The sequence below is a fragment of the Xanthomonas bonasiae genome (genome assembly GCF_017163705.1).
In the GTDB taxonomy this organism is placed as follows: Bacteria; Pseudomonadota; Gammaproteobacteria; order Xanthomonadales; family Xanthomonadaceae; genus Xanthomonas_A; species Xanthomonas_A bonasiae.
In genome coordinates this window covers 55,401-77,792 of sequence record NZ_JAFIWB010000008.1, presented here as the reverse complement: position 1 = coordinate 77,792, position 22,392 = coordinate 55,401, and the positions used below count along the sequence as shown (strand labels likewise).

The window sequence follows — 22,392 nt, the reverse complement described above, 5'->3', positions numbered from 1 at the left end:
ATTGCGGCAAACCCCGGCGAAATACCGGGCCTAGCCTGGGTCCCACAAGAACGACGTCTCTCTCTCCCTGCCGCCGGCTCACCCCGGTGGCGTTTTTTTGTGCGGCGTTCGCCGCGACGCTCATTCCAGCACGTAGGCCACGCGCAGCCCGCCCCAATGGCGGCCGCGCACGTGCACCGGCACCGACAGGTCGAACAGGATCTGCCCGGTGTCGCGCCGATACACCTGCAACAGATAGGGCTGGGTATGGCGGCCGACGCTGCGCCCGACCCGATCGGTGAACATGCGCTTGGTGCGGTTGCCGACCAGATCGCGGGCGCGGTCGCCGCTCAGCGGCTGGCTGAAGCGCAGGTTGTGGGTCGGCACGTAGCCGTCCGGATTGGCGCAGATCGCGAACACGATCCACGGATGCGCGGCCAGCAACGGTTCCTGCAGCGGCGGCAGCAGTTCGTCGCACAACGCATCGAAGGCGGTGCGGTACTTGGGCGGATCGATGCCCGCGATCGGCGTGTAGTCGGTGGAAAACAGCGCGTCCTCGCCGATGCGGCCGCGTGCGACCGCATCGGCCAGCGCCTGCCCGATCCTGCCGGCGGTCGCCGTGGTCAGTTCGCGGATGCGCGCGTGCCGCGGCTGCTGCATCGGATCGGACGGCAAGCGGAACAGGCCCACGCAGTCGTGCAGCGTGGTGCTGCCTGCGGCCAGCGCCGCGCTGCGCTCGACCACGCGCGCGACATGCTCCAGGTTGCTGCGGCTGAGCCCGACCACGTGCTCGACCGCGCGATCGATGCCGCCGATCTCTTCGCCTTGCGCGGCGACGCGGGTGGCCACGGTTTCCATCGCCGCACTGGCGCGGCCGAGCAGTTGGCCGATGCCGCCGAGCACCTGCTCGGTGCGCTGCGCCGAGGCGGCGCTGTCGTGCAAGGCGCTGCCGGTCTCGCCGATGATGACGCGCACGTCGCGCGCAGCGGCGGCGGCGCGTTCGGCCAGGCGCCGGATCTCGCTGGCGACCACGGCGAAGCCGCGCCCGGCGGCGCCGGCGTGCACCGCCTCGATGCTGGCGTTGATCGACAGGATGTTGGTCTGGAACGCGACCGCGTCGATCACCTCGATGACCTCGGTGGCGCGCGCCGAACGCCGCTCCACTTCGCGCATCGCCTGGCCCAGCGCGCGCGCCGCTTCCACGCCCTGGCGCGCGCTGTCGTCGGCGCTGGCCGCCACCGCGATCACCGCGCGCAGCTCCTGGTCCATCTCGTGCAGGCCTTGCAGCAGCCTCCGGGTGGTCGCCACCACCGTCTGCAGCGCCTCCATCTGGGTCTGCGATTGCTGCGCCAGTTCCTCGTTCTCGGCGACCACGTGCGGCACGTCGGCGGCGATCTGCAACGACAGCGCCACCGCCTGGCGGATCGCCTCGGCCAGATTGCCGAAGCCGGCCGACAGGCGCCGCCCGGCCATCGCCTCGGTTTCCTGCGCGGACAGCGGCGTGCTCAGTCCCAGGTCCAGATCGCACCCGGTCAGGCGCTCGCCGACCCGGTCCAGCAAGGCCTGCGCCTGCGCACCGGCCTGCAGCCGCTGCGCCAGCGCCTGCAGCGCCGGACTGATGGCGTCTTGCGCCTGCCCGGCGCCGAGCAGGGCGACGTCGCGCAGCAGCGCGGCGGTTTCCGCATGCGGCAGCGACAGCAGCCAACCGTCGCCGTCGCGATCGCGCTGATAGCGCACGCGCCGCGCCGGATCGGCGTCCGACGCCAGCCAGCTGCCTTCCGCACCGACCAGCGACGCCAGCGGCAGGCCCCACACCGCTTCGCTGGGTTCGCCGAGCACGGCCTCCGCGTGCACCCCGAGCAGGTCCAGCGCGGCACGATTGGCGGCGCAGACCCGACCTTGCGGGTCCAACCGCAGCAACGCCACCGGCGCGTCCGGCAGGGCTGCGGCATGTCCGGCATCGGCGTTCGGACCGCGTGTGAACAACGACATCGTCTTCCCCTCCAGGAATTCTTCCGCCATGGTATCGGCCGCCGCCGTGCAACCTGAGCGGAGACACGCGCAACCGGGATCGGCGTCATGTCCGGGCTTTGGCGGAATCAGGTGCCGATGGCCGCGCCGCGATGGCGAGAATCACAGCCGATGGGCGCGGACAGCGTCGTGAAGGGAGCCGGCGCCGAGTGCGTGGGACGCGGCGGACCCGGCTGCGTGCGGTGTGGCCTGGTTTGCCTGAAGGAAAGAACCTTGCATCCGCACCGCTCCGGCACCGGCCGCAGCGCACCATAACGGTACCGTGACGATGCGCCCGGTATCGTTGCCGGCTTCGTTAGTGACCGCCGCTTCGCTGCCGCTGCAGCGATTCCGGACCGGCAACCGCCGCGTGCCACCCGCCCTTGCGCATCGCTGCAAGGCCGGCGCGCTCCCTCTCGACCCCTTGCCCGGAGACGCTGCTCCATGGTGTTCCGTATTTCCATCGCGCTGGTGGCCTTGCTGGTGCTGATCGCGGGCATCGCGCCCGGCCCGTTCAACGACGTGGTGCAAGCGACGCTGCTCCAGGTCATCCGCGGCGCCGGCTGGATGTACCTGCTGGTGGTGTTCCTGACCCTGGCCTTCATGCTGTATCTGGCCTTCGGCCGCTTCGGCCATCTGCGCATCGGCGGCGAGGATGCCGAGCCGGACTTCTCCCGCGCCAGCTGGCTGTCGATGCTGTTCGCCGCCGGCATGGGCATCGGGCTGGTGTTCTGGGGTGCGGCCGAGCCGATCTCGCACTTCCTCAAGCCGCCGGAAGGCTTGCCGCCGCAAAGCATGGAGGCGGCGCGCGCGTCGATGCGCTACGCGTTCTTCCACTGGGGCCTGCATCCCTGGGCGATCTATGCGCTGATCGGCCTGGCGATGGCCTGGTTCCAGTACAACCGCAACGGCCGCGGACTGGTCAGCGACATGCTGCAGCCGGTCATCGGCCGCCATCATCGCGGCTGGATCGGGCAGGCGGTGAACATCGCCGCGGTGGTGGCCACCGCGATCGGCGTCGCCACCACGTTGGGCTTCGGCACGATCCAGATCGCCGCCGGCCTGCACCGCGTGTTCGGCGTGCAGGCGAGCATCCCCGTGCAGATGGCCATCATCGCCGTGGCCTTCGTGCTGTACATGGCCTCCACCGCCAGCGGCGTGGAGCGCGGCATCAAGTGGCTGTCCAACTTCAACCTGGCGCTGGCCGCGCTGCTGCTGGCCGCGGTGCTGGTGCTCGGCCCGACCGGCTTCATCTTCGACACCTTCACCACCACGCTGGGTTCCTATCTCAACCAGCTGGTGACGATGAGCCTGCGCATGTCGCCGTTCTCCGGCAGCAAGTGGGTGGCCGAATGGACCATTTTCTACTGGGCCTGGTGGATCGCCTGGGCGCCGTTCGTCGGCGCGTTCATCGCCCGCGTGTCGCGCGGACGCAGCATCCGCGAGTTCGTGGTGGGCGTGGTGCTGGCCCCCACTCTGCTCGGCTTCGTATGGTTCTCGGTGTTCGGCGGCACCGCGCTGTGGTCGCAACTGTTCGGCCACGTCGACATGCTGCAGGCGCTGGGCAACGGCTACGAAACGGTGCTGTTCACCCTGTTCGACAGCCTGCCGGGGTCGCTGCTGCTGTCCGGCCTGGCCCTGCTGTTGCTGATGATCTTCTTCGTCAGCTCGGCCGACTCGGCAGTACTGGTGCTGGCCAGCATGTCCACCGACGAGGCCGGCGACCCGCCGCTGGCGCGCAAGCTGGTGTGGGGCGTGGCGGTGGCGCTGATCGCGGCGGTCCTGTTGCTGGCCGGCGGCCTGGACGCGCTGCAGGGCATGATCACCATCGCCGCGCTGCCGTTCGCGCTGCTGATGGTGCTGGTGATCGTTTCGCTCTACCGCGTGCTGGACGCCGAGCACACCCGGGAACGCCGCCGCGCTCGACGCGCCAGGCACATGATCGAGGCATGGATCGCGCGCGAACAGGCGGCGCAGGAGCAGACGCGCACCGAGGTGGGCGGCGCGCAAGCGCAGGAGTGAGCGCGCCGGCGCCGGCGCGCGCACCGCCGCAGCGCGCCGGCTACCGCATGCGAGCCGGCCGCGGCACTGCCGCGGCGCAGGCTCAGTAGCCTGCGGCCTGCCCGTCCTTGCGGCTTTCCGAGGCGCCGTAGTACACGCCGCTGACCGGGTCGCGCGCGATCGCCTGGTAGCCGCCGTACGGGCCGTCGGCGAAGATCACGCGGTGGCCCTTGCGCATCAGCGCGCGGATCGCGTCGTAGGAAAACCCGGTTTCCAGATTCAGTTCGCCGCCGTCGCTCATCGCCGTGGCCTGCCCGGTCGGTTCGGTCGACCCTTCGTGCTGGATCCGCGGCGCATCGCCGGCTTCCTGCAAGTTCATGTGGAAATCGATCAGGTTCATCACGATCTGCACATGCCCTTGCGGCTGCATCGCCCCGCCCATCACGCCGAAGCTGAGCCACGGCTTGCCGTCCTTGGTCACGAACGCCGGGATGATGGTCTGGAACGGGCGCTTGCCCGGCGCGTAGCCGTTGGGATGGTCCTTCTTGAGCACGAACATCTCGCCGCGGTCCTGCAGGATGAAGCCCAGCCCCGGCGGCGCCATGCCGCTGCCCATGCCGCGGTAGTTGGACTGGATCAGCGACACCATCATGCCGTCGGCATCGGCCACGGTCAGGTAGATGGTGTCGCCTTCCTCCAACTGTTTGGGCGTGCCCGGCTGCACTTCCTTCAGGGCCTTGTCCATCGAGATCAGCGCACGGCGCTGCGCGGCGTAGTCCTTGGAAATCAGCTTGGCCAGCGGCGCCGGCTGGAACGCCGGATCGGCGTAGAAGCGCGCGCGGTCGGCGAAGGCCAGTTTCTTGGCCTCGGTGAACAGGTGGATGTGCTCGGCCGAGCCGAACGGGATCTTGGAGAAGTCGTAGCCCTCCAGGATGTTGAGCATCTGCAGCGCGGCGATGCCCTGGCTGTTGGGCGGCAGTTCCCACACGTCGTAGCCGCGATAGTTGCTGCTGACCGGCTCGACCCATTCGCCGTGGTGGCTGGCCAGGTCGTCGTAGCTCAGGAAGCCGCCGTTGGCCTTGAAATAGGCATCGATGGTGCGCGCGATCGGCCCCTTGTAGAACGCGTCGCGGCCGCCGTCGGCGATCTGCTGCAGCGTATTGGCCAGGTTCGGGTTCTTCCACAGCTCGCCCTTGCGCGGCGCATGGCCGTCGATGGTGAACTGTTCCTTGAAGCCGGGATACTGCGACAGCCGCGGCACCGAGCGGTCCCAGTAATAGGCGATCGTCTCGGCCACCGGGTGGCCCTCGCGGGCGTAGCGGATCGCCGGCGCCAGGTTCTGCGCCATCGGCCGGCGTCCGAAGCGTTCGTGCAGCGCGAACCAGCCGTCCACCGCGCCCGGCACCGACACCGGCAGCGGCCCGGTCGGCGGAATGTCCTTCAAGCCGCGGCGCTGGAACTCGGCCAGGGTCAGCGATTTGGGCGAACGGCCCGAACCGTTGTAGCCGTAGAGCTTGTGGGTCTTCGGATCCCACACGATCGCGAACAGGTCGCCGCCGACGCCGTTGCCGGTCGGTTCCATCAGTCCGAGCGCGGCGTTGGCGGCGATCGCCGCATCCACCGCCGAACCGCCGGCCTTCATCGTGTCCAGCGCGATCTGCGTGGCCAGCGGCTGCGAGGTGGCGGCCATCGCGTGCGGCGCGATCACTTCCGAGCGCGTGGCGAACGCCTGGCCGGTGACGCGGTCGGCCGCAGCGGCCAGCGACGGCAGGCCCAGCGCGAGCGCCAGGCATGCCACGGAAAACTTCGAAACGGACATGCGCATTCCCCACAGCGGATACCGCGCCACCCTACCCGAGCGGAGCCGCGCGCGCAGCTGCGGCGGCGTATCCGCCCTCTCGACGGGAGCGCCTGCGACCGCGCACGTATCGGCGCTGCGTGCGCCGCGCGCCCGCTCAGCGCAGCGCCAGCGTCTGTTGCCCGGCGTCCAGCCGCCGCAGCAACTCGGCCTGCGGCGCCAGCTGCGCGACCAGCACCGGACGCGCCTGTTGCAGCTGCGCACGCGCTTCGTCGCGCCGCTCCACGGCGAGCAGGGCTTCGGCCAGCGACACCCGCGCCATCGCGGTGGGCACCGCCGCGCTGCCCAGTTCGGCCTGGTTCGCCTGCACCACCCGTTCCCAGCCGCGCAGCGCCGCGGCGCGGTCGCCGGCGCGCTGCGCCAGTTCCGCGGCCAACATGTCGCGGCGCCGCTGCAGCTGCGTCGATGGCCAGCCGGCCGCCGGCCGCAGCGCGTCCAGTTCGCGTTGCGCGCGCGCCAGCTCGCCGCGGCGCATGCGCAGCTCCACCTGGCTCAGGCGCTGCACCAGTTGCCGCGGATGATCGGCGGGATACAGCCGCGCCATGCCCGCGTAGGCATGCCGCAGCAGCGGCTCGGCCTCGCCCAGCCGGTCCTGGCGCAGCAGCATGCGGCCGAGGTTGCCTTCGGCGTTGAGCGTCATCGGATCGTCCGCGTCCAGACGCTGGCGGCGGATCTGCCAGGACTGCCGATACAGGTCTTCGGCCGCCGCCAGGTCGCCGCGCGATTCCTCGAGCGTGGCCAGGTTGTTGAGATAGCGCGCATGGTCGACGCTTTGCGCCAGGCCCAGCGCCGGCAGCATCGCCAGCGCCTGCAGATAGTGCGTGCGTGCGGCGGCGAAATCGCCGGCATCCTGGTACACCGACGCCAGTTCGTTTTCCGCATCGGCCAGCAGCGGACTGTGCGCGCCGTACAGCGCGCGCGCCAGCTCCAGGTTGCGCTGCATCAGCGCGCTCGCCTCGGGCAAGGCGCCACGCGCGGCCAGCGCCTTCGCCAGGCCTTCGGCGCTGTGCAGGTAGTCGACGCTGCGCACGCCGAATTCGCGTTCCTTCAGCGCCAGCGCGCGCCGGTACCACTGCTCGGCCTGCACTTGGTCGCCCTTGGCCTTGAACACCTGGCCCAGGTTGTGCATTGCCGTCGACGGGCCGCCGTCGGTCTTCACTCCCGGCTGCATGCGCAGCGCCAGCGAACGCTGCAGCATCGCCACCGCCTCGTCGGCGCGGCCGACACGGCTCAAGGCCAGGCCCAACGCATTGGTCGCCTTGGCCAGGGGGTCGCGCGCTTCGCTGCGTTCGGCCAGGCGCAGCGCCTCGGTCGCCGCCGCCAGCGCCGCATCGCCATGATCTTGGTTGTACAGCAGCACCGCCAGGTCGCTGAGCGCCTGCGATGCCGACGCCGGTTCGTCCACCTGGGCGCTGCCCAGTTCGCGCGCGGCCTGGCGCAGCAACGCCTCGGCACGCGCTTCCTGGCCCAGGTTCAGGTAGGCGCGGCCGAGCGTGGCGCGCAGCCGCGCGCGCACGGCCGGCGATTGCGCCAGGCCCCGGTCGAGCTGCGCGGCGGAGCGGTCCAACACCTGCTGCGCGCTGATCGTCGCGGTGCCCTGCGCGCCGCGGCTGCGCGGGTCGGCGGCATCGAACGCGTCGGTCATGAACTGGCTGACCTGCTGCGCGATCGCCGCCTCGCGCTGCGCCTGCGCGCGGGTCTCCAGCAGGCGCCACATGAAGCCGGCGCTGAGCAGCAGCACCGCCGCAGCCACCGCGCTTTCGCGCCAGCGCCGGCGCAGCAGGCGGGCCAGCGCATAGCGGCGGCCGCCGCGGCGCGCCTGCACCGGGCGGTGGCCGAGATGGCGCTGCAGATCGGTGGCCAGTTCGGCGACGTTGGCATAGCGCTGCGCCGGATCCTGCGCGCAGGCCTTGGCCGCGATCGCGTCGAGATCGCCGCGCAGGCGCCGGCGCAAGGCAGGAAGCCGCGCCAGCGCGCTGGGCCGCGGACACGCCGCGCCGGCCCCGGTCTGCGCCGGCAGGCGCTGCCCGGACAGCACTTCGATCAGCATCACGCCCAGGCTGTAGACGTCGCCGGCCACGCCCACCGGCTGCCCGGCCAGCAGTTCCGGGCTGGCGTAGGGCGGCGTGCAGAAGCGGCCGCGCTCGGCACCGTCGGCCGCGTCCTGCAGCCGGGCGATGCCGAAGTCCAGCAGCACCGGCTCGCCGTCGGCGCGCACCAGCACGTTGCCCGGCTTCAGGTCGCAATGCAGCACCAGGCGCTGGTGCGCCGCCTGCACCGCGCGACAGATGCGCAGGAACAGCTGCAGCCGCGCCGGCAGGTCCGGCGCCTGCTCTTGCAGATAGCGGTCCAGGGCAATGCCGTCGACGTACTCCATCACCAGGTACGGCTGCCCGCCCGGGGTGGCGCCGCCGTCGTACAGGCGCGCGATATTGGGATGCTGCAGGCTGGCCAGGATCTGCCGTTCGGCGGCCAGCCGCTGCGCGGTCAGCGCGTCGGGCAGGCCACGCAGCAGTTTCACCGCCACCTGCCGCTGATACTGCTCGTCCGCGCGCTCGGCGACGAACACGCTGCCCATGCCGCCGCTGGCCAGGAAGCGGGTCAGCCGCCACGGGCCGAGCCGGTCGCCCACGCCCAGTTCCGGCGCGGCCATGCGTCCGGCCAGCGCCCGCAACGGCGCGGCCAACTGCTGCAACTGCACGGTCTGCGCGGCGAGCAGGGCCAGCGCCTCCTGCACCAGCGCCGGATCCTGGCTGAGCCGCTCCAGGGTCGGCTGCCACTGCGCCGGCGGCAGGTCGCAGACCGATTCGAACAGCTGGCGCACCTGTTGCCAGCGTTCCTCGCTCATGGGCGGCCCGGATCGGCGCTGAGTTCGCGCTTGAGCCAGGCGCGGGCGATGCGCAGGTCGCGCTCGACGGTCGGCACCGACACCTCCAGCAGGCAGGCGATCTCGTCGTGGGTCATGCCGCCGAAATAGGCCAGCTCCACCGCATGCGCCGCGCGCGGGTCGAAACCGGCGAAGCGCTGCAGCGACTGGTGCAGGGCCAGCACCTGGTATTCCTCGCTGGGCGCGGCGCCGTCGCGGTCGGCATGCGACAGGGTCATCATCATCGCCCCGCCGCCGCGCTTGGCGGCCAGGTTGGCGCGCGCGTAGTCGACCAGCACCGCGCGCATCTTCAGCGAGGCCAGGGCGAAGAAATGCACCCGGTCGCGGTACTCCACATCGGCGTCGAGCATGCGCAGCAAGGCTTCGTGGACCAGCGCGGTCGGCTGCAGCAAGGCGTCGCCCTGGCGCGCCGCCATGCGCGCGGCGGCCATCTCGCGCAGCGCGGCATAGACCAGTTCCAGCAATTGCGTTTCGGCCTGCGCGTCGCCGCTGCGCCAGCGCTGCAGCAGGCTGGTGACCTGCTCGCTCTCGGCCACGGCCGACGCGGAGGCCTTGCGCGGAGCGACCGCCACGGGAAGAGATTCGGAATGCATGCGCCGGATCGTCGAACGGGAGTGATTGAAGGTGGCCGGCAACGGCCGGGCCGTGGCAGCCGCGCCAGATTACCGCAGGAGGGCGGCCGCCTGTTGACACCGCGTGGCAGGCCCGGGACGCGCCGATTTTCCGCGCAATCGGCCGCGCGCGCACTGCGCCGGCGCACCGTTTCAGGCGTAACGATGCTGTGTTGGTGCGGCTTTCGGCACATTCGCGGTTGCGCGCCGGCGGCAGGGTTGACAGCCCCGCAAAGGCCATGTTTATCTCGCTGCATGTTGCATCGCCACACCAGCCCGAAGCCGACCCGCCTGCCCGCCGCGCTGCGCGCGGACGCCGCCGCGTCGCTCCTCGTACTCGTGCTTATTACCTCGCCCACAAGTGCGGGACGAACCGGCGTGTAAGCGACAAGCAGCCTGGATTCGATCAGACCCCGCACCGGCAACGGCGCGGGGTTTTTCATTTTAGTAACCGCGAAACGCAAGCTTCCCTTCCTACCCACACCGTCCCGAGGAAATCCGCACCATGACCAGTTCCGCCCAGCCCACCACCAAGATCGCCATCGTCGGTTACGGCAGCCAGGGCCGCGCCCACGCGCTGAACCTGCGCGAGTCCGGCTTCGACGTCACCGTCGGCCTGCGCGCGGGCGGTCCGACCGAAGCCAAGGCGCAGGCCGACGGCTTCGTGGTGAAGAGCCCCGCCGAGGCGGTCAAGGACGCCGACCTGGTCGCGGTGCTGACCCCGGACATGGTGCAGAAGAAGCTGTACGACGAGGTGCTGGCGCCGAACATGAAGCAGGGCGCCTGCCTGCTGTTCGCGCACGGGCTGAACGTGCATTTCGACATGATCAAGCCGCGCGCCGACCTGGACGTGGTGCTGGTCGCGCCGAAGGGCCCGGGCGCGCTGGTGCGCCGCGAGTACGAGATCGGCCGCGGCGTGCCGTGCATCTGGGCGGTGTATCAGGACAAGAGCGGCAAGGCCGAGCAGTTCGCGCTCGAGTACGCCGCCGGCCTGGGCGGCGCGCGCGCCAACCTGATCAAGACCACCTTCAAGGAAGAGACCGAGACCGACCTGTTCGGCGAGCAGGCGGTGCTGTGCGGCGGCGCCTCGTCGCTGGTCCAGGCCGGCTTCGAAGTGCTGGTGGAAGCCGGCTACCAGCCGGAAATCGCCTACTACGAAGTGCTGCACGAACTGAAGCTGATCGTGGACCTGTTCTACGAAGGCGGCATCACCCGCATGCTCGAGTTCGTCTCCGAGACCGCGCAGTACGGCGACTACGTCAGCGGCCCGCGGGTCATCGACGCGGCCACCAAGGAGCGCATGCGCGACGTGCTGACCGACATCCAGAACGGCACCTTCACCAAGAACTGGGTCGCCGAATACGAAGCCGGCCTGCCGAACTACAACAAGTTCAAGCAGGCCGACCTGGAGCACCCGATCGAAGTGGTCGGCAAGCAGCTGCGCGCCAAGATGGTCTGGCTGAACGGCGACGCCGCTGCCGCCAAGCCGGCCGCGACCGGCCAGCAAGCCGCGTAACCCGCGGCTCCCCCACCCGCTTTCACCGAAAGGTCGCCACCGTATGAACTCCTCCGCTCACGGCACGCCCCGCAACGGCGCGCGCTGGCTGACGCAGGCCCTGGAAGCCGAAGGCGTGGACACGCTGTTCGGCTATCCGGGCGGCACCATCATGCCGTTCTACGACGCGCTGGTAGACAGCCAGCTCAAGCACATCCTGGTCCGCCACGAGCAGGGCGCGGCGCTGGCCGCCAACGGCTACGCCCGCGCCAGCGGACGAGTTGGGGTCTGCGTCGCCACGTCCGGTCCGGGCGCCTCCAACCTGGTCACCGGCATCGCCGACGCGATGCTGGACTCGGTGCCGATGATCTGCCTGACCGGGCAGGTCGCCACGCCGCTGCTGGGCACCGACGCGTTCCAGGAACTGGACGTGTTCGGGCTGACCCTGCCGATCGTCAAGCACAGCTTCCTGGTGCGCCGCGTGGACGACCTGCCGCAGGTGGTGCGCGACGCGTTCCGCATCGCCCGCGAAGGGCGTCCGGGGCCGGTGCTGATCGATCTGCCCAAGGACGTGCAACTGGGCGACGCCTCGCACCTGCCCGACCATGTGCCGGCCGCGGTGCCGACCCCGCCGGCGCCGCACGCCGCGGCCCTGGCCGAGGCGCTGGCGGCGATCGCCGGCGCCGACAAGCCGGTGATCTACGGCGGCGGCGGCATCGCCCTGGCCGATGCGGTGGACGCGTTCCGCCAGTTCGTCGACATCACCCGCATCCCCACCGTGCTGACCCTGCGCGGGCTGGGCGCACTGCCGCACGGGCATCCGCACTACCTGGGCATGCTCGGCATGCACGGCACCCGCGCCGCCAACATGGCGGTGCAGGAGTCGGACCTGCTGATCGTGGTCGGCGCGCGCTTCGACGACCGCGCCACCGGCAAGCTGGCCGAGTTCGCCCCGTTCGCGCGGGTCATCCACCTGGATGCCGACGCCTGCGAGATCTCCAAGCTGCGCCATGCCGACATCGCCGTGCCCGGCGACGTGGCCGAAGCGCTGCGCGCGCTGAGCGCGGCGACCAGCACCTGCGAGGCGTGGCACGCGCGCTGCGTCGGCCATCGCGAGAAGTTCGGCGCCCGCTACGACGCGCCGGGCGACGACATCTACGCGCCCGGCCTGCTGAAGCGGCTGAGCGAGCTGGCCCCGGCCGACACCGTGATCGCCTGCGACGTCGGCCAGCACCAGATGTGGGTGGCCCAGCATTGCCGCTTCAACCATCCGCGCAACCACCTGACCAGCGGCGCGCTGGGCACGATGGGCTTCGGCCTGCCGGCGGCGATGGGCGCGCAGTTCGCCTGCCCCGACCGCACCGTGGTGCTGGTCAGCGGCGACGGCAGTTTCATGATGAACGTGCAGGAGCTGGTGACCATCGCGCGCTGCAAGCTGCCGGTGAAGATCGTGCTGCTGGACAACAGTTCGCTGGGCATGGTGCGGCAGTGGCAGGAGCTGTTCTTCGCCGAGCGCTACAGCGAGATCGACCTGTCCGACAACCCGGACTTCGCCGCGCTGGCGCAGGTGTTCGGCATCCCGGCCAAGCGCATCACCGCGCGCGGCCAGGTCGAGGACGGGCTGGCCGAGCTGCTGGCGCAGCCGGGCCCGGCGCTGCTGCACGTGGCCATCGACGCGCGCGCCAACGTGTGGCCGCTGGTGCCGCCGAACACCGCCAACAGCACCATGCTGGAGAGCAACCCCGCGACCCAGCGCCAGGAGATCCCCCATGCGATACCAGCTTGACCTGGTGCTGAAGCCGGCCGAAGGCGCGCTGCTGCGCGCGATCGGCATGGCCGAACGGCGCGGCTTCGCGCCGCTGTCGATCAGCGGCGCGCCGGTGGCCGACGATGCCGGCCGCTGGCACCTGCAGATGGTGGTGGACGGCACCCGCCCCGGCGAGAGCCTGCGCCTGCAGATGGAGAAGGTGTACGACTGCGAGTCGGTGCGGGTGACTGCGTTGGACGTGGTGCCATGATCGGGCTGGGAGTGGGGAATCGGGAATCGGGAATCGGCAAGCGCGCCGACGACGGCGCGGTCGCCGCTGCCACGCAGGCGATCCGCCAGCGCCATGCCCTCACGCGGAGGAGTCTTCTTCCAGGGAGGTCGCTTCTTCGGGCACAGGATTCGCATGTCGAATCCCTACTCCCCAATCCCCAATCCCGGCCCCTTCATGCCTGACACCGGCCGCCCCGCCCCGCAGGAACCCGACGTAGGCGACGTAGCGGTCAGCGTCGCCGACGTGCTGGCCGCGCAGGCGCGGCTGCGCCGCTACCTGCCGCCGACGCCGGTGCACTACGCCGAGCGTTTCGGCGTGTGGCTGAAGCTGGAGAACCTGCAGCGCACCGGCTCCTACAAGGTGCGCGGCGCGCTGAATGCGCTGCTGGCCGGGCTGGAGCGCGGCGACGAGCGCACCATCATCTGCGCCTCGGCCGGCAACCATGCGCAGGGCGTGGCCTGGGCCGCGCACCGGCTGGGCGTGCAGGCGATCACGGTGATGCCGCACGGCGCGCCGCAGACCAAGATCGCCGGCGTCGCCCACTGGGGCGCCACCGTGCGCCAGCATGGCGACAGCTACGACGAGGCCTACGCCTTCGCCCGCGAACTGGCCGAGCAGAACGGCTACCGCTTCCTGTCCGCGTTCGACGACCCGGACGTGATCGCCGGCCAGGGCACGGTCGGCATCGAGTTGGCCGCGCACGCCCCGGACGTGGTCATCGTGCCGATCGGCGGCGGCGGCCTGGCCTCCGGCGTGGCCCTGGCGCTGCGCTCGCAGGGCGTGCGCATCGTCGGCGCGCAGGTCGAGGGCGTGGATTCCATGGCGCGGGCGATCCGCGGCGATATCCGCGCGATCGACCCGGTGCCCACCCTGGCCGACGGCGTCAAGGTTAAAATCCCCGGGTTCATCACCCGCCGGCTGTGCGCCAGCCTGCTCGACGACGTGGTGATCGTGCGCGAGGCGGAACTGCGCGAAACGCTGGTCCGCCTGGCGCTGGAGGAGCACGTCATCGCCGAGGGCGCCGGCGCGCTGGCCCTGGCGGCCGGCCGCCGCGTCTCCGGCAAGCGCAAATGCGCGGTGGTGTCCGGTGGCAACATCGACGCCGGCGTGCTGGCGACGCTGCTGTCGGAGGTGCGCCCGCGCGCGCCACGCAAGCCGCGCCGCCGCAATGCCGAGCGACTTCGCAACCAACGTGCCGCCGCCCCGCCCGCTCCCGCTCGCCCCGCGTCTTCGCTCTCCCATCCGCCAGCCACCGCCGCCGTAGAGGAAACCATCTGGTGAACACTTCTCCTTCTTCCCAGACCCCCCGCATCCGCATTTTCGACACCACCCTGCGCGACGGCGAGCAATCCCCCGGCTGCAGCATGACCCCGCCGCAGAAGCTGGTCATGGCGCGCGCCCTGGCCGAGCTGGGCGTGGACGTCATCGAGACCGGCTTCCCGGCCAGCTCGCAGTCCGACCGCGAGGCGATGGCGCTGATCGGCCGCGAACTGCGCGAGCCGACACTGGCGGTGCTGTCGCGCTGCCTGGCCACCGACATCGAGACCTCCGCGCGCGCGCTGGAGGCGGCGGCCAAGCCGCGCCTGCACGTGTTCCTGTCGACCAGCCCGCTGCACCGCGAGCACAAGCTGCGGATGAGCCGCGAGCAGGTGCTGGAATCGGTGCGCAAGCACGTGTCGCTGGCGCGCCAGTACGTGGACGACGTGGAGTTCTCGGCCGAGGACGCCACCCGCACCGAGGAAGACTTCCTGGCCGAAGTGACCGCAGTGGCGATCGCCGCCGGCGCCACCACCATCAACCTGCCCGACACGGTCGGCTTCACCACCCCGGAAGAGATCCGCGGCATGTTCGCGCGGCTGATCGCCAGCGTGCCCGGCGCCGAGCGGGTGATCTTCAGCACCCACTGCCACAACGACCTGGGCCTGGCCGTGGCCAACTCGCTGGCCGCGGTGGAAGGCGGCGCGCGGCAGGTGGAATGCACCATCAACGGCATCGGCGAGCGCGCCGGCAACTGCGCGCTGGAAGAGATCGCGATGGCGCTGAAGGTGCGCAACGCGTTCTACGAGATCGACACCGCGATCAACACCCAGCGCATCGTCGCCAGCTCGCAGCTGCTGCAGCGGCTGGTCGGCATGCCGGTACAGCGCAACAAGGCGATCGTCGGCGGCAACGCCTTCGCCCACGAGTCGGGCATCCACCAGCACGGCATGCTGCGCCACCGCGGCACCTACGAGATCATGCGTCCGGAAGACGTGGGCTGGGAGTCCTCGCAGATGGTGCTGGGCCGCCACAGCGGCCGCGCCGCGGTCGAGCAGCGCCTGCGCGCGCTGGGCTACGTGCTGGAAGAGGCCGAACTGAACCTGGCGTTCGAGGCGTTCAAGGCGCTGTGCGAGCAGCAGCGCGTGGTCAACGACGCCGACCTGCAGGCGATGATGCAGGACGCGCCGGAAAGCCAGGGCTACCGGCTGTCGTCGATGACCGTCAGCGACCGCGGCCAGCGCGCCAGCGCGCAGGTCGAGCTGTCCGATCCGGATGGCCAGCGGGTCAGCGAGCGCGCCGAAGGCGACGGCCCGGTGGATGCGCTGTTCGCCGCGCTGGCCGCGGCCACCGGCGTGCAGCTGACCCTGGACAGCTACCAGGTGCACAGCGTCGGCATCGGCGCCGACGCGCGCGGCGAGGCCAACCTCAGCGTGCGCCACGGCGAGACCGAATACGACGGCAGCGGCACCAGCCGCGACATCATCGAGGCCAGCGCGCTGGCCTGGCTGGACGTGGCCAACCGCGTGCTGCGCCAGCGCCAGGGCACGCATGCCGGCGCCGCGACGGCGGCCGCCTGAGCGGCCACGCCAGCGTCATCGTCGCGATGCACCCTTCTCACCGCTCCCCATCCTTGCCCAGCGTCCCTGCCAGGTAGTCCCGTAATGTCTTCGACCCCCCGCACCCTGTACGACAAACTGTGGGACGCGCACGTCGTCGTCCCCGAAAGCGGCACCGCCCCGGCGGTGCTGTACATCGACCTGCACCTGATCCACGAGGTGACCTCGCCGCAGGCGTTCACCGAACTGAAGGCGCGCGGCCTGAAGCCGCGCCGTCCCGACCGCACCAAGGCGACGATGGACCATTCCACGCCGACCCTGCCGCGCGGCGCCGACGGCAAGCTGCCGTACTACACCAAGGCCTCCGAAGCGCAGGTGGACATGCTCGCGCGCAACTGCGCCGACTACGGCATCGAGCTGTTCGACATGGCCTCGGACAATCGCGGCATCGTGCACGTGATCGCGCCCGAGCAGGGCTTCACCCAGCCCGGCATGACCATCGTCTGCGGCGACAGCCACACCTCCACGCATGGCGCTTTCGGGGCATTGGCGTTCGGCATCGGCACCAGCGAGGTCGGCTACGTGCTGGCCACGCAATGCCTGCTGCAGCGCAAGGCCAAGACCATGTCGATCACCGTCGACGGGCCACTGGCGCCGGGCGTCGGCGCCAAGGACGTGATCCTGCACATCATCGGCGTGATCGGGGTCAACGGCGGCACCGGCCACGTGCTCGAGTACCGCGGCTCCACCATCGAGGCGATGGACATGGAGCAGCGCATGACCCTGTGCAACATGTCGATCGAGGCCGGCGCGCGCGCCGGCATGGTCGCGCCGGACCAGGTCACCTTCGACTGGATGGCGAACACCCCGCGCGGTCCGAAGGGCGCGGAGTTCGACGCCGCGGTGCAGCGCTGGTCGCAGCTGCGCAGCGATCCGGGCGCGCGCTTCGACGTGGACGTGCGCATCGACGCGCGCGACATCCGCCCGACCCTGACCTGGGGCACCCACCCGGGCACCGCGATCGCGGTGGACGTGCCGATTCCGGCGGCGCAGGACGCGGCCGCGCAGAAGGGCCTGGACTACATGCATTTCGAATCCGGCCACGCGCTGATCGGCACCCCGGTGGACGTGGTGTTCGTCGGCTCGTGCACCAACGGCCGGCTCAGCGACATGCGCGAAGTGGCGCAGGTGCTGCGCGGCCGCCGCGTCGCGCCGAACGTGCGCATGCTGGTGGTGCCGGGCTCGGAGATCGTCAAGCGCCAGGCCGAGGCCGAGGGCATCCACGAGGTGGTGCGCGCCGCCGGCGCCGAGTGGCGCGAATCCGGCTGCTCCATGTGCATCGCCATGAACGGCGACCTGGTCGCGCCGGGGCAACTGGCGGTGAGCACCAGCAACCGCAATTTCGAAGGCCGCCAGGGTCCCGGCTCGCGCACCTTGCTGGCGTCGCCGATGACTGCGGCCTGGGCCGCGGTGAACGGCAAGGTCAGCGACCCGCGCACGCTGTTCGCGGAGGTCGCGTGATGGTGCCGCATATCGCCGCGTTCGCGGCCACGCTGACCTTCGTCGCCGCCACCACCCGCGCCTTCGCGCATCGCGGCAAGCCGCTGTTGCCGCCGCACGTCCCCACTCCGGCGCTGCCGCCGGCATCGCTGCCCGACGCGGCCGTCGCCGCTCCCGCCACCGTGTCCCAGGAGACCTGCTGATGGCCGGATTCGCTGCCCTCACCTCGGCCAGCGTGGTGCTGCGCCAGACCAACATCGACACCGACCAGATCATCCCGGCGCGGTTCCTGTCCACCACCGAGCGCGCCGGCCTCGGCCGCAACGCGTTCAACGACTGGCGCTGGCAGGCCGACGGCACGCCGAACCCGGAGTTCGCGTTCAACCAGCCGCACAACGCCGGCCGCCAGATCCTGCTGGCCGGGCGCAACTTCGGCTGCGGCTCCTCGCGCGAACATGCGCCGTGGGCGCTGACCGACCTGGGCCTGCGCGCCATCGTCAGCAGCGAGATCGCCGACATCTTACGCAACAACAGCCTCAAGAACGGGCTGCTGCCGATCGTGCTGGACGAGGCCGACGTGCAGACCCTGATGCAGCGCCCGGACGATGCGCTGACCGTGGACGTGGCCGCGCGCGAACTGCGCACGCCCGACGGCCGCGTCTATCCGTTCCCGCTCGACGAGTTCTCGCAGACCTGCCTGCTCGAAGGCGTCGACGAACTCGGCTACCTGCTGCTGCGCCAACCCGCCATCGAACAGTACGAGGCCACCCATGCACGCTGACATCGTCGTCCTGCCCGGCGACGGCATCGGCCCCGAAGTCGCCGCTGCCGCGGTCTCGGTGCTGCGCACCATCGCCCGCCGCTACCAGCACACGTTCGAGTTTCACGAACACGACATCGGCGGCATCGCCATCGACCGCCACGGCGAACCGCTGCCGGCGGCGACGCTGGCCGCCTGCCAGCAGGCCGACGCGGTGCTGCTGGGCGCGGTCGGCGGGCCGAAGTGGTCCGATCCCAACGCCAAGATCCGCCCCGAACAGGGCCTGCTGGCGATCCGCCGCGGCCTGGGCCTGTTCGCCAACCTGCGCCCGGTCAAGCCGCATCCGGCGGCGCTGGACGCCTCGCCGATCAAGCCGCACCTGCTCACCGGCGTGGACATCGTGGTGGTGCGCGAGCTGACCGGCGGCATCTATTTCGGCGACAAGACCCGCACCGCCACCGACGCCAGCGACCTGTGCCGCTACAGCGTCGAGGAGATCGAGCGGGTCCTGCGCAGCGCGTTCCGCCTGGCCCAGCAGCGCCGCAACCACGTCACCTCGGTGGACAAGGCCAACGTGCTGGAGACCTCGCGGCTGTGGCGCGACGTGGCCACGCGCATCGGCCGCGACGAATTCCCGGACGTGCGCCTGGAGCACCAGCTGGTCGACTCGATGGCCATGCACCTGCTGGCCAAGCCGCGCGAGTACGACGTGATCGTCACCGAGAACATGTTCGGCGACATCCTCACCGACGAGGCGTCGATGCTCGCCGGTTCGCTGGGCCTGCTGCCGTCGGCGTCGCTGGGCGAAGGCAAAATCGGCCTGTACGAGCCGATCCACGGCTCGGCCCCGGACATCGCCGGCAAGGGCATTGCCAATCCCTACGCCACCATCCTCAGCGCCGCGCTGCTGCTGCGCCATTCGCTGGGCCTGAACGCCGAAGCCGAGGCGATCGAGCAGGCGGTGGACGCCGCGCTCAACGCGCACGCCTTCACCGCCGACCTCGCCGCCCCGGGCCACGGCATTTCCACCAATGCGGCCGCGCGCGCGGTGGTGGAGCAGTTGCAGGCGCATGGGTCGGTGGAAGCCGAGATTCGGGAGTAGGGATTGGGGATTGGTAACTGCGTTCGGCCACTGCGCGGATAGGCAGCGGCCGAACGCTCACATCGGGCGGCGCGGATCTCTCCTGTCGGAGGGGCTTCAGCCCCGACAGGATTCCGCGCCGCAGGCTCGCCGTGCTGTGTGTCGCGGCTGAAGCGGCTCCTACAAGGGTGCACCTGCGCTTTACGCCCTAGCCGACCACCCGGTCGCGGCCTTCGTGCTTGGCCTGGTACAGGCGCTGGTCGGCCAGCACCAGCAATTCGCGCCGGCTCTGCAGCGCCGGGCTGACACAGGCGAAACCGACGCTGGCCGTGCACTGCACCGTGCGCCCATCGACATCGTGGACCACGATCGCGGCGACGCGGTGGCGCAGGTCGTCCAGCCGCGCCCGCGCCTGTTCGCGGTCCAGGCCCGGCAACACCAGCAGGAACTCCTCGCCGCCGTGGCGCGCGGCGAAGGCGTGTTCGCCGAGCGTGGCGCGCAGCACCTCGCCGACCCGGCGCAGCACTTCGTCGCCGATCTCGTGGCCGTAGCTGTCGTTGATCCGCTTGAAGTTGTCGATGTCCAGCAGCGCCACGCACAGCGGCGTTTGCGTGGCCCGCGCGTGCTCCAGCGCCGCGGTCAGGTGCGGATCGGCGGTGCGCCGGTTCGGCAGGCCGGTCAGCGCGTCGTGGCCGGCCTGGTAGGCGAGCTTGCGCACCAGCTCCTCGCGTTCGAAATCGGCCAGCTTCAGCGCCAGGTTCTTCGCGCGCAGCTCGTGGGTGCGCTCGGCGATGATGCGATTGAGCCGGCGCTGACGGCGCAGGTAGCGATGGCTGCGGCCGCGGTACCACCACAGCAACAGGCCGCTGAACGCGATCGCCGCGATCACCACGAACGGACCGCGCTGCCAGAACGGCGGCACCACGTCCAGCTGCAGCGAGGCGCGCCCCACCAGATCGCTGCGCGACCAGTCCATCGCATTGGTGGTCGCCTGCACTTCCAGCCGGTAGTCGCCAGGCGGCAGGTTGGTATAGACCGCCTCCTCGCTGCTGCCGGCATCGATCCATTGCCGGTCGAAGCCATGCAGGCGATAGCGGTAGCGCACCTTGTCCGGCGAGCGGAAGCTCAAGCCGGCGTAGTCGACGCTGAGCCGGCCGACGCTGCCGGGCAAGCGGTAGTCGGCGCGCAGCGGCTGCTCGCGGCCATCGACCTGCAGCCGCTCGATCACCACCGCCGGCGCGCGCAGCGAATGCCGGCTGGGCAGCGCCGGGTCGATCAGCGCCAGGCCGGCTGAAGTCGGGATCAGCAAGATGCCGTCGCGGCTCAGCCAGCCGGCGGGCGCGCTGCTGCCGTTGCCCTGGCTGCCGGGCATGCCGTCGCTGCGATCGACCACGTCCACCGCCAGTTGCGTGCGGCGCCCGGCATCGAGCTGCGCGATGCTGTCGCGGGCGATGCGGAACACGCCCTGGTTGCTGGTCACCCACAGATGGCCCTGGCCATCGTCGATGACCCGGAACAGCTTGTCGCGCGGCAACCCGACGCGATGGTCGTAGGTGCGGAAGCGGCCGTCGCGCAACCGCAGCAGGCCGCGGTCGCTGGCGATCCACAGCGCGCCGCCGGCATCCTCCAGGAAATCGAACGCGTTGTGCGCGGGGAACGCGGCGCCGGCGGGCCAGCGGCGCAGCGTGCCGTCGGCCGACAGCGCCGCGATGCCGTCGCTGGTGCCGATCCACAGCACGCCGGCGCGATCGCGGTACAGCGCCTGCACCTGCCGCGCCGGCAGCCCATCGGCCAGGGTGTACAGGCGGGTGCGGCCACGGTTGCGATAGGCCAGGCCGGCGTTGCCGCCGACCCACAGCCCGCCGTCCGCATCCTGCAACAGCGCCCGCACCATGGCCTGCGGGATGCCGGCCTCGGTGCCGAGCCGTTGCCGGACCGCACCGTCGGGCGCCAGCAACAGCACTCCCTGGTTGTAGGTACCGACCCACATGCCGCCATCGTTGGCCGCGGCCAGCGCCAGCACCGACGGATCGCGACCGGCGGCGGCGATGCGCAACGTGGCGATGCGGCCGTGCTGCCAGCGATCGAGGCCGGCGGCATGGCCGACCCAGACCGCGCCATCGGCGCTCTGCTGCACTACGCGCACGTAGTCGCCGCCGAGGCCGTCGTGCCGGGTCAGGCCGCCGGCATCGCCCACGGCGATGCGGAACAGGCCGTCGGTGCTGCCGGCCCAGATCAGGCCTTCGCGGTCCTCGATCAGCGCCGGGCTGACCACGCCGGAGATCGACAGCATCTCCTCGCTGACCCCGCTCGACGAGCGCCGCAGCAACTGGCCGCTGGACAGGCTGGTCCACACCTGGCCCTGGCGACCCTGCAACGCGGCATCCACGCGCTGGCCCTGGCGCAACCACTGCAGCGCGCCATCGGCGTGCAGCCAGAACACGCCGGCGTCGCCGGCGACCAGCAGCCCGCCGTCGCGGTCGCGGCTCAGCCGCCGTACCGGCGCCGTGCGCATCGCCTCCGTCCGCCCCCAACGCCGCGCACGGCCGGTGGCCGGGTCGAGGCGGAACAGCCCCTGCGCGGTGCCGACCAGCACGCTGCCATCGGCCTGCTGCAGCAGCGCGGCGATCCGGGTCTTCGGCAGCCCGGCGGCGGCACCGGCCGCGGTCAGGCGGCCATCGGCCTCGATCCGGAACAGGCCGTCCTCGCTGCCGACCCACAGCACACCGTCGCGGTCGCGCAGCATCGACGCCACCTGCAGCCGCTGCGCACGCGCATCGCCCAGGTGCTCCCAGGCGCCGCCGGCATAGCGGAATACGCCGTCGTAGGCGGTACCGACCAGCACCCCGCCGTCGCGTTCGGGCACGATCGCGAACACGCCGGACATCTCCATGCCCGGCGTGTTCTGCCGGTCGAACACGGTGAAGGCGCGGCCATCGAAGCGCGCCACGCCTTCCCAGGTGCCGATCCACAGCAGGCCGTCGCGGTCCTGCGCCAGCGCATGCACCAGGTTGTGCGGCAGGCCTTCGTCCATCGTCCAGCGCACCACCGTCGGCCGGTCGGTGATGCTGCCCGCGGTCACCGGCCGCGTTGCCTGGGCCACGGCGGCACCTGCCGCGGAGCAGGCGCACAGCAGCATCAGGAACAAACCGATGCGCCCGCGCAGGCGTCGGCGCAGCGCAGGTGCGCTGCCGATGGTAGTGTGACGCCGGTCCCCCTGCTCCATTGCTTCCCGAATCATGCCCTCGGCAGCACGCGGTTTCCAAACCGCACGAGAAGCCAATTTATCACTACATGTTCGCCGCCGATGTCAGGACGTTCCTCACATTGCCGAACGGCAGCCGTCCCGCCACAC

15 protein-coding genes are annotated in these 22,392 nt (G+C 71.0%); 10 read left to right on the top strand and 5 right to left on the bottom strand.

Annotation, left to right across the window (positions count from 1 at the left end; translation table 11 throughout):
* Positions 1–120: 120 nt before the first annotated feature.
* Entirely contained in the window at positions 121–1,971 is a 1,851-nt protein-coding gene (locus tag JR064_RS09985; protein WP_206229615.1) for a methyl-accepting chemotaxis protein, read from the bottom strand.
* Positions 1,972–2,433: 462 nt separating this feature from the next.
* Between JR064_RS09985 and JR064_RS09980 the strand changes: the two genes are divergently transcribed.
* Positions 2,434–4,011 (top strand): BCCT family transporter, encoded by a 1,578-nt coding sequence (locus tag JR064_RS09980; protein WP_191824523.1) that lies wholly within the window; start codon positions 2,434–2,436, stop codon positions 4,009–4,011.
* An 82-nt stretch (positions 4,012–4,093) separates the two neighbouring features.
* Here the strand turns inward: JR064_RS09980 and ggt are convergent, their stop codons facing one another.
* The 3 genes from ggt to JR064_RS09965 form a co-directional block, all read right to left on the bottom strand.
* Positions 4,094–5,809 carry a gamma-glutamyltransferase gene (gene ggt / locus JR064_RS09975; RefSeq protein WP_241092978.1) on the bottom strand — a complete coding sequence of 572 codons (1,716 nt, stop codon included), beginning with the start codon at positions 5,807–5,809 and terminating at the stop codon, positions 4,094–4,096.
* Positions 5,810–5,945: 136 nt separating this feature from the next.
* Positions 5,946–8,696: a serine/threonine-protein kinase gene (locus JR064_RS09970; RefSeq protein WP_206229614.1), complete on the bottom strand. Its 2,751-nt coding sequence runs from the start codon at positions 8,694–8,696 to the stop codon at positions 5,946–5,948.
* Positions 8,693–9,328 carry an ECF-type sigma factor gene (locus JR064_RS09965; RefSeq protein ID WP_191824525.1) on the bottom strand — a complete coding sequence of 212 codons (636 nt, stop codon included), beginning with the start codon at positions 9,326–9,328 and terminating at the stop codon, positions 8,693–8,695. The genes JR064_RS09970 and JR064_RS09965 overlap by 4 nt, the downstream gene beginning before the upstream one ends.
* Positions 9,329–9,851: 523 nt before the next feature.
* Between JR064_RS09965 and ilvC the strand changes: the two genes are divergently transcribed.
* From ilvC to leuB, 9 genes are all read left to right on the top strand, one after another.
* Positions 9,852–10,862, top strand: coding sequence for a ketol-acid reductoisomerase (gene ilvC / locus JR064_RS09960; RefSeq protein ID WP_185815328.1), 1,011 nt, complete (start codon positions 9,852–9,854; stop codon positions 10,860–10,862).
* A gap of 43 nt (positions 10,863–10,905) precedes the next feature.
* Positions 10,906–12,627: an acetolactate synthase 2 catalytic subunit gene (ilvG, locus tag JR064_RS09955; protein WP_206229613.1), complete on the top strand. Its 1,722-nt coding sequence runs from the start codon at positions 10,906–10,908 to the stop codon at positions 12,625–12,627.
* Positions 12,611–12,859, top strand: a complete 249-nt coding sequence (locus JR064_RS09950; RefSeq protein WP_179567071.1) for an ACT domain-containing protein — start codon at positions 12,611–12,613, stop codon at positions 12,857–12,859. The genes ilvG and JR064_RS09950 overlap by 17 nt, the downstream gene beginning before the upstream one ends.
* Positions 12,860–13,054: 195 nt before the next feature.
* Entirely contained in the window at positions 13,055–14,161 is a 1,107-nt protein-coding gene (locus JR064_RS09945; protein WP_179568015.1) for a threonine dehydratase, read from the top strand.
* The gene (locus JR064_RS09940) at positions 14,158–15,717 is read left to right on the top strand and encodes a 2-isopropylmalate synthase (protein ID WP_179567073.1); all 1,560 of its coding nucleotides are present in this window, start codon (positions 14,158–14,160) and stop codon (positions 15,715–15,717) included. The genes JR064_RS09945 and JR064_RS09940 overlap by 4 nt, the downstream gene beginning before the upstream one ends.
* Positions 15,718–15,801: 84 nt before the next feature.
* Positions 15,802–17,217, top strand: a complete 1,416-nt coding sequence (leuC, locus tag JR064_RS09935; RefSeq protein ID WP_179567075.1) for a 3-isopropylmalate dehydratase large subunit — start codon at positions 15,802–15,804, stop codon at positions 17,215–17,217.
* Positions 17,217–17,399, top strand: a complete 183-nt coding sequence (locus JR064_RS09930) for a hypothetical protein (RefSeq protein WP_179567077.1) — start codon at positions 17,217–17,219, stop codon at positions 17,397–17,399. Before leuC ends, JR064_RS09930 begins: the two co-directional genes overlap by 1 nt.
* Positions 17,399–17,977 carry a 3-isopropylmalate dehydratase small subunit gene (leuD, locus tag JR064_RS09925; RefSeq protein ID WP_206229612.1) on the top strand — a complete coding sequence of 193 codons (579 nt, stop codon included), beginning with the start codon at positions 17,399–17,401 and terminating at the stop codon, positions 17,975–17,977. Before JR064_RS09930 ends, leuD begins: the two co-directional genes overlap by 1 nt.
* Positions 17,967–19,058: a 3-isopropylmalate dehydrogenase gene (leuB, locus tag JR064_RS09920; RefSeq protein WP_179567081.1), complete on the top strand. Its 1,092-nt coding sequence runs from the start codon at positions 17,967–17,969 to the stop codon at positions 19,056–19,058. Before leuD ends, leuB begins: the two co-directional genes overlap by 11 nt.
* Before the next feature lie 187 nt (positions 19,059–19,245).
* Here leuB and JR064_RS09915 read toward each other — a convergent pair whose 3' ends face one another.
* Positions 19,246–22,263 (bottom strand): ligand-binding sensor domain-containing diguanylate cyclase, encoded by a 3,018-nt coding sequence (locus JR064_RS09915; RefSeq protein WP_206229611.1) that lies wholly within the window; start codon positions 22,261–22,263, stop codon positions 19,246–19,248.
* Between the last annotated feature and the right edge of the window lie 129 nt (positions 22,264–22,392).